Raw genomic sequence first — 14851 nt, 5'->3', positions numbered from 1 at the left:
AAATTTGTTTATGAATCTTATTGATCAAGCCGAAGATTTTGTCTTTAATTTACTCAAAGATAAACTTTCCATAGCATATACCTACCATAATTTCACTCACACTTCTGAAGTAGTTAAAGCTGCAATTATTCTTTCTGAATCAGAAAACTTAAGTGAATCAGACAAAGAGACATTGTTAATTGCTACATGGTTTCACGATACAGGTTATATAAGTGGTTGTAATGAGCATGAAAGTTGTAGCATACAATTTGCCTCTGATTTTTTAAGCACTAAGGGAAAAACGGACGACTATATTAATAAGGTTGCCACTTTAATTACAGCAACTACTTATAATTATGAACCTCAAAGTATTCTGGAAAAAATCATTAAAGATGCTGATTATTCTCATTTTGCCAGTGATTCTTATCTAGAAATATGTGAGTTGTTGAGAAAGGAATGGGAAAACACACAAGATAAAAAATATGCCGACTTAGAATGGGCGAAGGTTAATTTATGTGAGTTGTCTCAATGTCATATGTATTATACGGACTATGCGATTAATAACTGGCAAATTTTGAAAGAAAAAAATATAATGCAAATACAGAATTCTATAAAAATGATGGAAGATGGTACTATAGAGCACTTAGCTACAAGTGACAAGAAGAAAAAGAAGAATAAAGAAATTAAACCTGAGCGCGGGATTGATACTTTATTTAGAGTAACCTTGAATAATCATACGCGTTTAAGCGGTATTGCAGATAGTAAAGCGAATATCCTACTTTCAGTAAATGCAATAATTATTTCAATAGCACTTTCTTCTTTAATCCCTAAATTAGATAGTCCTAATAATGCACATTTAATTTACCCAACGTTTATAATGTTAATGTTTAGTGTTGTCTCGATTATATTTGCCATTCTTTCGACACGTCCTAAAGTTACCAGCGGTACTTTCAGCAAACAGGATATTGATGAAAGAAAAGTGAATTTACTTTTTTTTGGGAACTTTTATAAAATGCCTCTCGAAGAGTATGAATGGGCAATCAATGAGATGATGAAGGATAGAAATTATCTTTATAATTCAATGATTAAGGATTTGTATTTTCTAGGTGTAGTTTTAGAGAAAAAATATAGATTGTTGAGAATAACTTATAACATTTTTATGATAGGAATAATCATATCAGTGATAGCATTTGTAATTGCTTTCAATGCAGGAAGAGTTTAATTCAATTCATCTAATAATTCTTTATATGTGTAATTTGGTGAAGTAGTGTCTTTTTTTACGTTGACCACTTTTACTCGAATGGCTCTTAAACCGGACACACCCTGTAAATCTTCAACCTCAAATTTCTCTATGTTGGGTTCTAAGATATTCTTAAATTGCAAGAACTTAATGTATTTTAAATACTCTGTTTCTTCTTTATTATTCGAATAAACGATAGTTATTTTTTCTTTTTCGGTAATGCGTTCTTTCGTCCCTTTAATATGTGCTTTGTCAATACGTTTTTTTACCACTTCGTATCTGGCATTATATGTTCCATCAACGTCAAATCGTTTTTCATCCATTCTAAATCGGATTGAAATAGGGGAGCTAAAAACTAATATTAATGAGGTAACATCCAGTTTATAGGGTAAAGTTGATTTTAACTGGAAGTGTTCCTGTTCCATTTTGCATAAGGTTTGAAGCTGCCATAATCTTAGATTACTTAGATACATAAGATCAAACGGTTGCGCAGGTGTTATTGATGCTCCTATATAGAGATTGTGTTCAACACCGTCAGTTTTAAATCTTTCGTAATAATGCGGAAAAATATTTTGTGCCTCAGCTTGTTCTTTGTCAAGAATAGCGGCTAGTTTCTTGTTTATTTTAGACATTGCATCATCAAAATCCTTTCGGGAATGATATAACATCTCCGTTTTAATATCTAATTGCTCCAAATAGGCATCTATTTGATTTTGAATATCTTTCTCTGGTTTTGAATTTCTTAATATTGGATGTATTTCTTTTTGGATGTAATTTTGAATTTGCTGCTCCGTGTCTGCTTTTAATTCAAATTCCAAATCATTATAATACGAATGTAGTTCAAATTTTCTTTGTTCTAATAATGGAAGTGCGGTGTTTTCTTTTAAATGGTCAAAAAGTTCCAACAAAGTTTTTAACTGATTTTTTAAATCTGTTTTCACTGTTTTATTTCTGTGATCTGACGAACCTTTGATATCGATTTGTCCATATAATGGATAAACATCTTTGAATACAATTTCTTTAAATATATAATCTTTGTTTTTCTTTTGGGTCTGAAAATATTTTTGTGCTTCTTTTCTAAATTTCCAATTGACACTTGAATGAATAGTAGTGTATTCTCTCTGAATTATAGCCTCAATTTGATGTTGCATATCAATATTGTATCTTTCCATAGTATCAACCAGATAAGGTAAGATTAAATCAAGATTGTTAGCATTGATACTATTTAATTCCCTAGGTTTAGAAGACACTAATTCTATAATTCCTAAAAGGATATCGTTTTTTACTATTGGCGCTAAGATACAACTTTGAATTCCTTGTTTAAGCAACTGTTTTCCAAGTTTTTCATTTCCAGGAATCTGAGCAAATTTTGCAGTATTCGAAATTGAAAAAGGTTTTTTAGCATCTAGTATTCGCTCTAGGGAACAACCAAATATTTCATTTTTACAATCTACTTCATCTATGCCAAGGAGAACAAAACTTTCTAGGTCCCCTTTCTCATAAGGTGGTTTTGTGAATTTACTTTCCTCTTGATTGTAAACCATAAATCCTACTCTTAAATCAGGTACTTTAAAGATAGAGCGAAAAATAGTATTGATGTCTGTATTGATTTGTGCCTGTTCTGTTTCGTTTTTAAGAAGGTTTGTTTTTAAGTTTGAAACTGCATTTTCAACTGAAGCATCAAATAAAATTACAATCCCAAAACCTTTTAAAATCCAACTATCTACCGGAAATTTTTCTTTCCATAAATCAATATCATCATAATTGTCCATCAATAAATCGATGTCATCAGGGGTTAGTGAAAGAGCATTCTCTGTTGGTGTGATTTCTATAAAATCAGCATTGTATAAAATACGATAGTGTTTTAGAATACCATTTGAATCTGGAATATCATAAAACAAGGGTTTGCTAAAATCTAAATGTTGACCGTAGTAGGAATTTAATATCATACTACAACTCATTATATAAAACTGATGTTTATCAAAATCTCTTATAGTCATATCAAAAGTACCTCCAGCATCTTTTAATATTTTTCGAAACCTTTCGGAATAGTTAAACGTTAAATTTTGAAAAGGAATTGTAACTGCTTTTATTTCATTATTTGTCAATGCCGTTGGGAACAAGTCAGCTAATAAATATTTAATAAGCGTTTCGTTTTTCTCAATGACTGAAAAATCTTCAATTCCCGACCTGAATTCCGGTATAGGTTCAATTTCCTTCAGTAATGCTTTTGCATAATTAGAACGATAATCAACATCAGTCAATGCAATTTGCTCCAAAGATTCAATCAGTTTATGGAATGAAATTTGGGTTTTAAAAGGACTTTCTTTGAATAATTTGGTGTTCATTTTGAAACTTTATTAGAATGTAAATTTACAAATAAACTTACTCAGTTTTCAGGTTTTAAAGCGGAATGTAAAATTAACAAAAAAAAAACTCCAACTATTTTCAGTAGTTGGAGTTGGAAAATGTTCTTAAGGTTGGTATTCAATAATTAGATTTGGGGAAATCTTTATGGTAAGGATATATTAGAATATCGCTTTTAGGTTCAATGTAAAATAGATAATAAAATTACATGCTAAGTTTTATTAAAAACTTATTTGTAAATAGATATTAAACTTGCTTTGTAATTCATTCGCCTTTTTAAAAGATGAATACAATGGATCATTAGTAGTATAAGCATCTCTATATATTTAAGTGAGAATTAATATTTTTATTTAATGTAAAAATGATAACATTAATTTTAGAAGGATTCTTTTTTTAAATTGTTTATACTCAGTTTGTTTACGGTAAATTTGGGACTTCGAAAATACAATATTAACGTATTAAAAACATAAATAATCGATTAAAAGCATTAAAATAATCAATAAGTAGGATATAGCTTTCGTTTAAAGGATTTTATTCCCTGCTTGTTTAATGGTCAAAATTTTCCATAAAAAAATCCCCAACTACATTTTGTAATTGGGGATTGTGTTTTTTATTTTAAGAGATTATGACTTCTCTTCTTTGTTGAAGTAAACTAAATAGTAGTACATCTGTTTTTCTTCATCCCAACCTTTTTCCACAAATTTCTCTGCGCTTTCTGGGTTGATGAAATCCATTTTAATCTGGATATGTGTGTCTAGATTGATTACGTTTTTAATTGACTTTCTTGCGTCAGTTACTGCAGCATTTGCGATAGGAAACGAAGTGACATCTTCAATGCTGTATTTCTCTCCTTTATCAACTTTATAGTTTTTAAATTCAGGGATTAAATCAGGATTGTCAAGAACTTCATTTAAGAAATTAGTTTCTTCAAATTGGTCGTTTTTAGCAAAGTAATTTACGGAACGGTTCATAAACATTACTTCCTCTTTTTTATCTTCAGCAGGGAAAACAACATCTTTGGCAAAACCTTGACAAAATTTCAAATATTTCTTAGTGATGAAATTTTCATCTTCAAATGCATCTACCGAAAGAAAATGCTCTAACCAATATCTTGCATCATAACGATTGCTATCAACGGTCAGGATTTTATAACCTTCTTCTTTCTTGAAATTAAAAATGATACAACCTTTATCAAGTTTGTTAAGATTAATTCCCTGTTGTAAGATCATATCTAAATGCGTTCCTTTTTCTTCAAATTGTAAAAAGTCAGCTTGTAATTCACTTTTAAAAATCCCAATAGCATCTACAACATTGTTGTCGATATTTACATTAGTAAGATGAGTAATATAAACTTCACCATTCTTGATATGTGGATGGTTTGACTGCTCGTATAAATGTTTGGTTATGTTTTTTGAAACTTCATGTATGCTTCCTGGATTTTCAAAAATCTCAGTGGCATATTTGTACATATCATTGTAATCTAAATCAACTTCATGTGCAAACTGAAAATAGTTCTCCTCTTTTTCTCGAAATGGTTTCAAGAAAAACTCTTTCATAAGAGGTACAATTTCATCATTAAGACTAAAAGGTTGCTCTGATAAAAAGATGGCTTCATTACGACTTTTGTTCCCAACGCGATGAATGGAAAGCGTCTCAATGTGTGTGTTGAATAAGTTGATCATTAGTAGTGAGTTTCAAAGTTTCAGAGTTTCAGAGTTTTAAAAAAAAACGATTATAATTCCGTTTTAATTTTTCGACAAAAAGAACTTATCATTCTTTCTACTTCTCTGCTATCTTCGTATGTTTTGTTAAATTGTAATTGGTTAATATATTTTAGATTAAAAGCAATTTCAAGTTGCGTTTGCATTTCAAATAATGATGCTACAGCAATATTTAAAAATTTCAAATAATCTTTGTTTCCGTTTCTTCCGTAACCCTCAGCAATGTTGCTAGGGATTGATATTGCACTTCGTCGCAATTGAGAGGTAAGTACATAAATTTCGTCTTTTGGAAAATTGTTAGACAAAGCGTAAATTTCTGTAACGAGTACCATTGATTTTTGCCATATTAATAAATCTCTAAATGTTCCCATATATTTTTTATAACAGCTATAATCTTTGAAACTCTGAAACTCTGCCCCTTTGATACTTTAAATATCTAATTCCAATTTTCTTCAAATCCATAATCCTCAAAACTGTCGTCTCCTTCAAACATATCTAGGTCATCCTCATCTAGACCATCTTCAAATTCATCGTTGTAATCATCTGCATTATCAGCTTCGAAGTTTTTTTCCATTGCCTCATCAGGCATTTCCCCGTGTGAGAACAAAGTTTCTGGATAAATGTTTCCTGCAACTTGATCTTCAATAGCTGCAAGTTCAACAAGGAAAGTCCACATATTGATGAAATCGTAAACGTATATGATTTTGTTGTTTTCTTTGTCTAATATGTCCGATAGTGCATAATCGCTCATCGTTTTAGTTTCGCCGATAACGTCTCCAGTGTCGAAAAGCGGAATTTCATCCTCTTGATTCCAGGTTTCATCGCAAGTATAGAAAGAAGCTACTTCCATACCATCAAACCCAAAAGAATTGAAAATTGCATTGTGTAAATCTTCTAAAGTGTCTTCTTCAAGTATTGCAATATCTCTAAAAATATCTTCTTCTGCATCTAGAATTACTCTGAACTTGTAAACCATAATCTTTGTTTTTAATGAAAGGTCAAAGGTAAAATTTAATTTTAGATATAGTTTTAAGAAATGTGATTTGTTGATAAGATTTTTGACTATTTCTCGTAAAACTCTATCGGTAAATCATCTGGATCTGAAATAAAGAAAAAACGTTTGCCTGTATGTTCATCAACTCTAATCGTTTCAGATGAAATGTTGTTTGAGATTAATAAATCCCGATTTTTCTCAATATCATTCACTTCAAATGCTAAATGACGTAATCCTGTTGCTTCCGGTCTTGAAGTTCTTTTAGGCGGATTTGGGAATGAAAAAAGTTCAAGAACATAGATTCCGTTCAAAGACAAATCCAATTTATAAGAATCTCGTTCTTCTCTATAAATTTCCTGTTTGATTTCCAAACCCAAGATTTCAGTGTAAAAATGTTTAGACTTAGGGTAATCAGAACAAATGATAGCAGTATGGTGGATCTTATAAAGTTCAAGCATTATTGAATTGTTTTTTTATATAAAAAGCGCATAGTACAATCCAAAACAGAATACTAATTTCGATGACTCTTTGTATTAGTCCTTTGTAAGGGGAATTTAGATTTGTATTTAATATAAAAACAAAAATAAAGCTCACTAATGAAAGTATATAACTCCAATTTGAAAAAGGAACTCCATTCTCCCATTTTCTAGATTTAATGGCAATTAGAAATATTGAACCCGGAACAATGCAATAAGTAAGGAAACCACTAAGGTTGTGAATAATTTGAGATAAACTAGGATTGATAAATTCAGGGTTACAACCAATGTCACAGTTGAAATAACCACAAATTATAGTGCCTAATCCATAGCTTAAACCGATTCCAATAAAGCCAGCATTTTTCAGTGAAGATTTAGGGGTTTCTTTTATTGCAAAAAATGAAAATAATAAAAATAAAACCCCGGATGGAATGTATCCTAAATACCTAATTAAATCTGCATTTGGAGCTTCGACCGCGTATAATTCACTTATGAATTGTGAGTAATTGTTGTAATTTGGATGTAAAAACGTTCCTATTATAGTTGTTAGTACAAATAGAACTACTCCCGTAATCCCAATTGAATATGCTTTAGATGTAATCATACGTATTATTCTAAATATAGCATTGTGGGTAAATTTTCTTCAGGATTTTCTATCAAAGCCTCTGTGTGTAATTTGTCAATTAGCATTTTTGTTTTTTCGATAGAATCAATTTTAAACATAAAGAAAACTTCATTTTCGTTATCCGCGTTTTGCCAAATGTTTTCTAAATACATTCCTTGGGAAGCGTGATATTCTTTGTCTTTTTCTAAGATTTCGGCAATAAAATCTATTGGAACATTACTTAGTTTAGCTAATAAATGGGGCATATTTTATTGATTTAGTTTCCGATTGATTTTTGCCGGATTTCCCACGGCCATAGAATTATCAGGAACATCTTTAGTAACTACTGATCCTGCACCAATAACACAACCTTTTCCAATGGTCACACCTGGACAAATTATAGCATTTCCACCTATCCAGCAATCATCGCCAATGGTTATGGGTTTTGAAAGCGAATGTGTTCTACGTGTTTCGGCATCAATAGGGTGTGTCGCTGTGTACAATTGAACTCCGGGGCCAAACAACACATTAGATCCGATAGTTACTTTTGAAGCATCCAAAACGACGCAGTTAGTATTGAAATACACATTTTCGCCACAATGAATATTATAACCGTAATCACAGAAAAAAGGTGGCTCCACATAAAAATTAGAAGCTGTATTTGGGATTAATTCAGCAAGCAGCAACCGAGCTTGTTTTGTAATTCGGTATTCCGTTACATTCAATCGATGGAGCAGATTCTTTGCTTTTCGGCGGTCTTTTCTAAGTTCGTCATTACCGGAAAGATATAATTCCCCAGCCATCATTTTTTCTTTTTCGGTTTTCATAAAAGGCGAATTGTTAGGGTAAATGTAAATGAAATTGCAGAAGATTACAACTCATCCCTAAATAATGACAACTCAGTCAGAACTTTTTTTGCACTTCTATTTTCTAATTGATATTTGCTTTATCAAAATCAAGATATGAAATGAGCATAACGAAAATTCGATGCAAACGCGAATGAAGATATGCGAATTACATATTCCATTAAGAATAAGTATTATCTACATATGAAATCAACAATTCAAAAACTCAATCAACTAACCAGTGGTAAATTCTTTATTAATTTTGCCCTTCTTTTATTTTCAATAACAACTTTTTCTCAGGCAACATTATCAGGAAAAGTAGTCGATGAAAAAGGGAAGCCTGTTGCTGGCGCCAATATTTATATAGAAGGAACTTATGACGGGGCAACAGCAAACGAAAAGGGAGACTTTAATTTTACAACTGACACCAATGGAAAACAAACATTAGTGGTGAGCTTCTTAATTTATGAAACAACAAAAAGGATTGTAGATGTCGCTAATTTTCAAAATACAACCATAATACTAAAAAACAATATCAACTCACTTGATGCGGTTGTCATTACGGCTGGAACGATGCAATCCGGTGATAAAGCACGGGTTTCGGTATTGAAACCGTTAGATATTTTAACCACAGCCGGTAATCCTGGAGACATAATCTCAGCTTTTAAAACTTTACCAGGAACTCAAATTGCTGGTGAAAGCGGAAAACTATTTGTACGTGGTGGAGAAGCCAATGAAACCCAAACTTTTATTGATGGAATTCGTGTTGCTCAACCGTATCTTCAAACGGGTAATAATGTTCCAACACGCAGTACGTTTTCTCCTTTACTCTTTGAGGGAACAACTTTTTCAGCTGGAGGATATTCAGCTGAATATGGGGAAGCACTTTCTAGTGTTTTAATTATGAATACCATCGATGAACCCGACAATGAAAAAACAGATGTTGGTTTGATGTCAGTGGGATTAGGAGTGGGAAATACCCAGAAATGGAAAAATAACTCATTAAGCTTCAATACGCAATATATTAATTTGAAACCCTATCAAGGGCTGTTGCCTGATAATATCGAATGGAAGAAACCGTATCAATCCATTGGTGGAGAAAGTGTTTTTCGCCATCATTTTGAATCAGGATTGTTGAAAGTATATGTTTCTTTTGCCAATGCTAATTTCGAATTAAACCAAGAGGATATTAACAGCATTGATAAAATTAAATTGGACAATAAAAACAATAATTTTTATACTAATACTTCATATAAAGGGTATTTGGGTTCGAATTGGAAAATTGAAACAGGTTTTAGCTTTGGTTACAACCAAAACAAAGGTCTTTACGATATAATTAATTTTGATACACAGGAAAAAGCGTCTCATTTAAAGGTTAAAATTCTAAAACCGATTTCCCGAACGGTTAAGACTTCTTTTGGAGGAGAATATTTTAATACGGATTTTGACGAAAAGGCCAATGGTTTTAGAAGTGAATTCAATTCAAATTTGGCCGCCTTATTTTCTGAAACAGATGTTTTGTTTTCGAAAAATTTTATTGCAAAAATTGGATTTAGAGCAACACATAATTATTTATTAGACGAAAAATCCATTGCTCCAAGAGTAGCACTAGCTTATAAAGTGGCCAAAAATAAACAGTTTTCATTCGCTTATGGTTTATTCGAACAAGCACCAAGACAGGAATATTTGAAATACGATACTAGTTTGCAATCTGAAAAAGCGCAGCATTATATCCTGAATTATGAATATAATAAGGACAAGCAATTGTTTAAGGCCGAAGCCTATTTCAAGGGTTATGACAATCTGGTGAAATACGATTCAAACTTTCCGCAATACAATTCACAATACAATAACAATGGAACTGGGTATGCAAAAGGTCTGGAATTGTACTGGAGAGACGGGAAAAACATTAAGAACTTAGAATATTGGGTTTCTTATTCTTATATCGATACGGAAAGAGATTATCAAAACTTTTTGAATTCTGCTACTCCAAGTTTTATAGCTGATCACACCGTGTCTTTAGTGGGTAAATACTGGATACAAGACTGGAGATCACAAATAGGGGCAACCTATAGTATTGCTACAGGCCGTCCGTATAATAATCCAAACGAAACGCAATTTATGAACGGAAAAACAAAAGCGTACAACAGCTTGAGTCTCAACTGGGCCTACTTATTGTCTCCACAAAAAATTCTGTTTTTCTCCGTAAACAATGCCCTTGGAAGCCAAAATGTTTTTGGATATGATTACGCAAGAAACCCTGAAATAAATGGAGTTTACAATAGAAGAGCAATCACCCCAACAGCCGATCGATTCTTTTTCATCGGCTTCTTTTGGACTATTAGTAGTGACAAGAAAGACAATCAGTTGAAGAATTTGTAAGTATCAAAGTTTCAGAGTTTCAAAGTTTTTTAGCTTCAGAGTCTCTGAGTATTTCCTCAAACGATGTGACTTTCGACATTTGACTTTGCGACTTTAGACTAGTGAAACGATTCATCTACAAAAATCAACAGTTCGGTAACTATAAATTTTATAAAAGTTAAAACAGTAATACTTTTGGATTATAAATTAACAACGTTTCAATCATCAAATAATATTCAATCTTAAAAACTAGAAATTATGACTAAATTAATCACCGCATTCGCTCTTTTTGTTATAAGTTTAATCTCAGCTCAAGGCCAACAAGCCACTGCTTCATCACAAGGAGGTCAATTCGAACAAGGAATGGGAAAAGCCTTTAAACTTTGGGGAGAAGGGAATAACACCGAAGCATCAGCGCTATTTGAAAGAATTGCAGCAGCGGAACAAAATAACTGGTTGCCTAATTATTACATAGCTTTGGTAAACACAACTTCTGCTTTTGGAACAAAGGATAAAGAACAAATAAAATTATTACTTTCAAAAGCACAAAACGCTTTGGATGTAGAAATGGGAAAAGATCAAAATAACGCTGAACTGTACGTAATGCAAGCAATGATCAACACTGCCTGGATTGTATATGACCCGATGACAAACGGACAAAAATTATCTGGAGCCACAATGGCCTTGTATGGAAAAGCGGAAGCTTTAGCCCCAAATAACCCGAGAGTTGTTTTTGGAAAGGCAGAATTTGAAATTGGAGGAGCGAAATTTTGGGGACAAGACACAAAGCCAATGTGTGCCCAAATCGAAAAAGCTATCGGACTTTTTGCTACTTTTAAACCTGAAACGTCTTTTTCACCAAAATGGGGATTGGATAGAGCATTAGAAGCTCAAAAAAATTGTAATAAATAGCGTTTTTAGATTCTATTTAGACCTTTAAAATATAAAATATGAGTAATCAAAAGGTTCTGACATTTGTAAATATTAAAGAAGGATTACTGAGTTGTTTAAAAATCACTTTGGTTTTCACACTTGTTTTCTCTCTTATTCAAGGGATTTATGATCTAAAAGGCCTGTTGGTTGTTTTTTGTATAAGCGCATTATATTCTTTTGGAATTGGTTTTGGAAATGGAATGATCAATGTGTTGTTAGACAAAAAATGGGATTGGTTAGAACAAACTAATCTAAGGGTGTATTTTGGTATTATTGCGACAGTATTGTATACCATTCCAGTGATTTTGGGGATAGATTATCTCACTTTTGTAGTGTTTAATAACCTTGAATTTTCAGAGTTTTTTAATGAACGTATGATCTGGATACATCTTTTTTATATTATTTTATCATTAGGTGTTTCTACTTTTATGCATGCGAGAAGTTTTATGCTTAGTTGGAAAAAAGCTTCAAATATTGAGGTTATTCAACATAAAATTATTGCTGGAACAGCATCGGCAAAGTTTGAGAGTCTTAAGAATCAAATAGACCCCCATTTTTTGTTCAATAGTTTGAATGTTTTGAGTTCCTTAATTGAAGAAAATCCTGATAACGCACAACGGTTTACTACTTCGCTATCTAAAATTTATCGCTACGTATTAGAGCAAAAAGACAAAGAATTAGTTACTGTTGAAGAGGAATTGGCTTTCGCCAAAACGTATATGAACTTGCTTAAAATGCGATTCGAAAATAGTTTGTTTTACGAACTTCCTGAAGAAATAGATAATCTAGATGCTAAAGTAGTTCCGTTGTCATTACAACTATTACTAGAGAATGCTGTGAAACATAATATTGTTAGTGAACAAAGGCCCTTGCATATTCGCATTTTTATCGAAGAGGATTATTTAGTTGTTCAGAACGATTATCAAAAAAAAGAAGTGTTACAAGATGGTCAGGGTGTTGGACTCCAAAACATTATTAGTCGTTATGCCATTCTTACGGATAGAAAAGTAAGAATTGAGCAAGATGACAAAGTGTTTTCGGTCAAAATACCAATTTTAACTAAACAAATATCAGTAATGGAAACAACTGCAAAATATAATGAAAATAACGCTTATTATAGAGCAAAAAAAAGAGTGGAAGAATTGAAAGGGTTTTACGGGAACTTAATTTCTTATTGTATTGTAATCCCTATATTGATATTTATTAACCTTAGGTATTCTCCACACTTTCAGTGGTTTTGGTTTTCTGCTGGAGGATGGGGTTTTGGATTGATTATGCATGCATTCAAGGTTTTTGGATACAGTTCTAATTGGGAAGAAAGAAAAATTCAAGAGATTTTAAAAAGGGAAGATAATAACCAATCATGGAAATAATTATGGAAACAACTCAAGAAAGCTATGAAGAGAATGAGATTCTTGAAATGGCAAGAAAAAAAGTAAAGAAATTAAAAGGGTTTTATACACATATGCTTATCTATTTAATTGGAGTAGTGTTGTTTGTCCTAAAAGAATATTTTGGAGCTCCATTGAATTTTTTCCCTGTGAAGTATCTTAGTTTTATGGTAATGGCAATTTGGTCGGTTGCTTTTTTTATATCAGCAATTGACATTCTGATAACATTTCAGTTTTTTGGTAAAAATTGGGAAGAGAGAAAAATACAAAGAATAATGGAAAAGGAATCTAAAAAACAAATATGGAAATAGTTATGGAAAATAAATATGAAAATGAAGATCGCTATTTTAAGGCTAAAAAGCAAGTAGAAAAAATCAAAGGGTTTTATGGTAATTTGATTGCCTACATAGCTGTTAATATTGGGCTTTTAACAATTAATTTGTTAACCTCTCCAGATCATTTATGGTTTTATTGGCCTTTGTTAGGATGGGGAGTTGGTGTGTTTTTTCACGGAATGAGTGTCTTTAATTATATGCCTTTTCTAGGTAAAGATTGGGAAGAACAGAAGATCAAAGAATTTATGGAGAAAGAAAAAGAACACAAAGGGAATTGGAAATAATATAAAAAGTATAGCAATGGGAAGATATAGAAATAGAATAAATGAGAATTATGAGTCAGGAAATGATAGTCCTGATGCTCGTTATGATATAGCTTATAAGAGAGTAAAAAGAATTAAAGGGTTCTATGTTCATTTATTGGTTTATGCGTTAGTAAATGCGTTTATCCTGCTTTCTGTATTTAATAAAAGTATGATTGGCGATGCCGTTTTTTGGGAATGGCAAACCTGGAATACCGTTTTCTTTTGGGGAATTGGTTTAGTAGCTCACGGTTTATCTGTTTTTGGGAGAGATCTTTTTTTTGGATCAGATTGGGAAGAAAGGAAAATTCAAGAGTTTATGGATAAGGACAAAAATAAAAAATGGGAGTGAACAGTAATCAGTGTTCAGTACTTTAGTATTCAGTTGAGAATCTACAAGTTTTTGAATCTTAAATTTTTCACAGCGTAACCCAAAACCCAAAACCCAAAACCCAATAAAAAATGACCACAATAATAATCGAAGACGAAAAACCAGCGGCAAGATTGTTGCAAAGAAAACTTGATAAGCTCAATATCGAAGTAGGAGTGATGCTTCATTCTGTTGCCGAATCCATCGAATGGTTTTCTAATAATGAACACCCTGATTTGATCTTTTTAGACATCCAATTATCGGACGGATTATCGTTTGAAATATTCGAAAAAATAGACATTAAAAGTGCTGTCATTTTCACTACGGCTTATGATGAATATGCTTTGCGTGCATTCAAATTAAATAGTATTGACTATCTTTTAAAACCCATTGACGAAGATGATTTAGCCATAGCCGTAACTAAATATAAAGACCGTTTACCAAAAAAGGAAACAATCAAAATAGATTTTGATGAAATAAAAAAAATGCTTTCAAATCCATTTGAGAAAAGTTATAAAAAGAGGTTCACAGTAAAATTTGGCCAACATTTAAAAGTGATTTCTACTGATGAAGTTGAGTGTTTTTATAGTGAAAATAAAGGGACTTATATTCATACAAAAGACAATAGAAATTACCTGGTAGAATCAACTTTGGAACTTTTAGAGCAAGAATTAGACCCTGATGAATTCTTCCGTGTGAGTAGAAAACACCTCATTCCGTTAGTGGCAATTAAAGAAATTTTGATCTACAGTAACTCTCGCCTTAAAGTGATTTTACCTTCTTATAATGTAGATGAGGTGATTGTAAGCAGGGAAAAAGTGTCCGAATTTAAAAAATGGATAGGCTAGTTTTTATGTTAATATGTAAATTGAAGTTAACGCACATAAGGTGCTGGATATTAATTAATTACCGCAACCGTATAGATTTTTGTTA

The 14851-nt window shown here is 31.9% G+C and carries 16 protein-coding genes; 8 read left to right on the top strand and 8 right to left on the bottom strand.

Features of this window, described 5'->3' with window-relative positions; all coding sequences use genetic code 11:
• Window positions 1-10: 10 nt before the first annotated feature.
• Window positions 11-1201 (top strand): Pycsar system effector family protein, encoded by a 1191-nt coding sequence (locus FLAK523_RS13885; protein WP_248904545.1) that lies wholly within the window; start codon window positions 11-13, stop codon window positions 1199-1201.
• Here the strand turns inward: FLAK523_RS13885 and FLAK523_RS13880 are convergent.
• From FLAK523_RS13880 to FLAK523_RS13845, 8 genes are all read right to left on the bottom strand, one after another.
• Complete coding sequence (locus FLAK523_RS13880; protein WP_248904543.1) at window positions 1198-3567, bottom strand: GAF domain-containing protein; 2370 nt, start codon at window positions 3565-3567, stop codon at window positions 1198-1200. The two genes, FLAK523_RS13885 and FLAK523_RS13880, sit on opposite strands and share 4 nt — an antisense overlap.
• Before the next feature lie 642 nt (window positions 3568-4209).
• A complete protein-coding gene (locus FLAK523_RS13875) occupies window positions 4210-5268 on the bottom strand; it encodes a nucleoid-associated protein (protein WP_248904541.1) in 1059 nt (352 codons plus the stop codon).
• 50 nt (window positions 5269-5318) lie between these two features.
• Window positions 5319-5678, bottom strand: coding sequence for a four helix bundle protein (locus FLAK523_RS13870; protein ID WP_248904540.1), 360 nt, complete (start codon window positions 5676-5678; stop codon window positions 5319-5321).
• Window positions 5679-5743: 65 nt separating this feature from the next.
• Window positions 5744-6283 (bottom strand): plasmid pRiA4b ORF-3 family protein, encoded by a 540-nt coding sequence (locus FLAK523_RS13865; protein ID WP_248904538.1) that lies wholly within the window; start codon window positions 6281-6283, stop codon window positions 5744-5746.
• Between the two features lie 86 nt (window positions 6284-6369).
• On the bottom strand, window positions 6370-6759 hold the full coding sequence (locus FLAK523_RS13860) for a VOC family protein (protein WP_248904536.1): 390 nt from the start codon (window positions 6757-6759) through the stop codon (window positions 6370-6372).
• A complete protein-coding gene (locus FLAK523_RS13855) occupies window positions 6752-7381 on the bottom strand; it encodes a DUF998 domain-containing protein (protein ID WP_248904534.1) in 630 nt (209 codons plus the stop codon). Before FLAK523_RS13855 ends, FLAK523_RS13860 begins: the two co-directional genes overlap by 8 nt.
• Before the next feature lie 5 nt (window positions 7382-7386).
• Entirely contained in the window at window positions 7387-7647 is a 261-nt protein-coding gene (locus tag FLAK523_RS13850; RefSeq protein ID WP_248904532.1) for a hypothetical protein, read from the bottom strand.
• A 3-nt stretch (window positions 7648-7650) separates the two neighbouring features.
• A complete protein-coding gene (locus FLAK523_RS13845; protein ID WP_248904530.1) occupies window positions 7651-8208 on the bottom strand; it encodes a sugar O-acetyltransferase in 558 nt (185 codons plus the stop codon).
• Window positions 8209-8430: 222 nt separating this feature from the next.
• On the opposite strand from FLAK523_RS13845, the gene FLAK523_RS13840 reads away from it, so the two are divergent.
• The 7 genes from FLAK523_RS13840 (at window position 8431) to FLAK523_RS13810 (ending at window position 14766) form a co-directional block, all read left to right on the top strand.
• Window positions 8431-10608 (top strand): TonB-dependent receptor, encoded by a 2178-nt coding sequence (locus FLAK523_RS13840; protein WP_248904528.1) that lies wholly within the window; start codon window positions 8431-8433, stop codon window positions 10606-10608.
• A gap of 237 nt (window positions 10609-10845) precedes the next feature.
• Complete coding sequence (locus FLAK523_RS13835; RefSeq protein WP_248904526.1) at window positions 10846-11499, top strand: hypothetical protein; 654 nt, start codon at window positions 10846-10848, stop codon at window positions 11497-11499.
• Window positions 11500-11537: 38 nt separating this feature from the next.
• Window positions 11538-12893: a histidine kinase gene (locus FLAK523_RS13830; RefSeq protein WP_248904524.1), complete on the top strand. Its 1356-nt coding sequence runs from the start codon at window positions 11538-11540 to the stop codon at window positions 12891-12893.
• Window positions 12884-13222: a 2TM domain-containing protein gene (locus tag FLAK523_RS13825; RefSeq protein WP_248904521.1), complete on the top strand. Its 339-nt coding sequence runs from the start codon at window positions 12884-12886 to the stop codon at window positions 13220-13222. The genes FLAK523_RS13830 and FLAK523_RS13825 overlap by 10 nt, the downstream gene beginning before the upstream one ends.
• Window positions 13213-13530, top strand: a complete 318-nt coding sequence (locus FLAK523_RS13820; protein ID WP_248904520.1) for a 2TM domain-containing protein — start codon at window positions 13213-13215, stop codon at window positions 13528-13530. Before FLAK523_RS13825 ends, FLAK523_RS13820 begins: the two co-directional genes overlap by 10 nt.
• Before the next feature lie 16 nt (window positions 13531-13546).
• A complete protein-coding gene (locus tag FLAK523_RS13815) occupies window positions 13547-13900 on the top strand; it encodes a 2TM domain-containing protein (RefSeq protein ID WP_248904517.1) in 354 nt (117 codons plus the stop codon).
• Window positions 13901-14010: 110 nt separating this feature from the next.
• Window positions 14011-14766, top strand: a complete 756-nt coding sequence (locus FLAK523_RS13810) for a LytTR family DNA-binding domain-containing protein (RefSeq protein ID WP_248904515.1) — start codon at window positions 14011-14013, stop codon at window positions 14764-14766.
• Window positions 14767-14851 lie beyond the last annotated feature (85 nt).

The organism is Flavobacterium sp. K5-23 (genome assembly GCF_023278045.1).
In the GTDB taxonomy this organism is placed as follows: domain Bacteria; phylum Bacteroidota; class Bacteroidia; order Flavobacteriales; family Flavobacteriaceae; genus Flavobacterium.
This window is presented reverse-complemented; position numbering and strand designations above follow the sequence as displayed.

What these genes read in the sequence shown, in the direction of transcription:
- FLAK523_RS13875 (WP_248904541.1), bottom strand. Translation starts at nt 5,268, where the DNA reads ATGATCAACTTATTCAACACACACATTGAGACGCTTTCCATTCATCGC.
- FLAK523_RS13830 (WP_248904524.1), top strand. Translation starts at nt 11,538, where the DNA reads ATGAGTAATCAAAAGGTTCTGACATTTGTAAATATTAAAGAAGGATTA.
- FLAK523_RS13855 (WP_248904534.1), bottom strand. Translation starts at nt 7,381, where the DNA reads ATGATTACATCTAAAGCATATTCAATTGGGATTACGGGAGTAGTTCTA.
- FLAK523_RS13840 (WP_248904528.1), top strand. Translation starts at nt 8,431, where the DNA reads ATGAAATCAACAATTCAAAAACTCAATCAACTAACCAGTGGTAAATTC.
- FLAK523_RS13865 (WP_248904538.1), bottom strand. Translation starts at nt 6,283, where the DNA reads ATGGTTTACAAGTTCAGAGTAATTCTAGATGCAGAAGAAGATATTTTT.
- FLAK523_RS13880 (WP_248904543.1), bottom strand. Translation starts at nt 3,567, where the DNA reads ATGAACACCAAATTATTCAAAGAAAGTCCTTTTAAAACCCAAATTTCA.
- FLAK523_RS13835 (WP_248904526.1), top strand. Translation starts at nt 10,846, where the DNA reads ATGACTAAATTAATCACCGCATTCGCTCTTTTTGTTATAAGTTTAATC.
- FLAK523_RS13825 (WP_248904521.1), top strand. Translation starts at nt 12,884, where the DNA reads ATGGAAATAATTATGGAAACAACTCAAGAAAGCTATGAAGAGAATGAG.
- FLAK523_RS13815 (WP_248904517.1), top strand. Translation starts at nt 13,547, where the DNA reads ATGGGAAGATATAGAAATAGAATAAATGAGAATTATGAGTCAGGAAAT.
- FLAK523_RS13810 (WP_248904515.1), top strand. Translation starts at nt 14,011, where the DNA reads ATGACCACAATAATAATCGAAGACGAAAAACCAGCGGCAAGATTGTTG.
- FLAK523_RS13820 (WP_248904520.1), top strand. Translation starts at nt 13,213, where the DNA reads ATGGAAATAGTTATGGAAAATAAATATGAAAATGAAGATCGCTATTTT.
- FLAK523_RS13870 (WP_248904540.1), bottom strand. Translation starts at nt 5,678, where the DNA reads ATGGGAACATTTAGAGATTTATTAATATGGCAAAAATCAATGGTACTC.
- FLAK523_RS13885 (WP_248904545.1), top strand. Translation starts at nt 11, where the DNA reads ATGAATCTTATTGATCAAGCCGAAGATTTTGTCTTTAATTTACTCAAA.
- FLAK523_RS13845 (WP_248904530.1), bottom strand. Translation starts at nt 8,208, where the DNA reads ATGAAAACCGAAAAAGAAAAAATGATGGCTGGGGAATTATATCTTTCC.
- FLAK523_RS13860 (WP_248904536.1), bottom strand. Translation starts at nt 6,759, where the DNA reads ATGCTTGAACTTTATAAGATCCACCATACTGCTATCATTTGTTCTGAT.
- FLAK523_RS13850 (WP_248904532.1), bottom strand. Translation starts at nt 7,647, where the DNA reads ATGCCCCATTTATTAGCTAAACTAAGTAATGTTCCAATAGATTTTATT.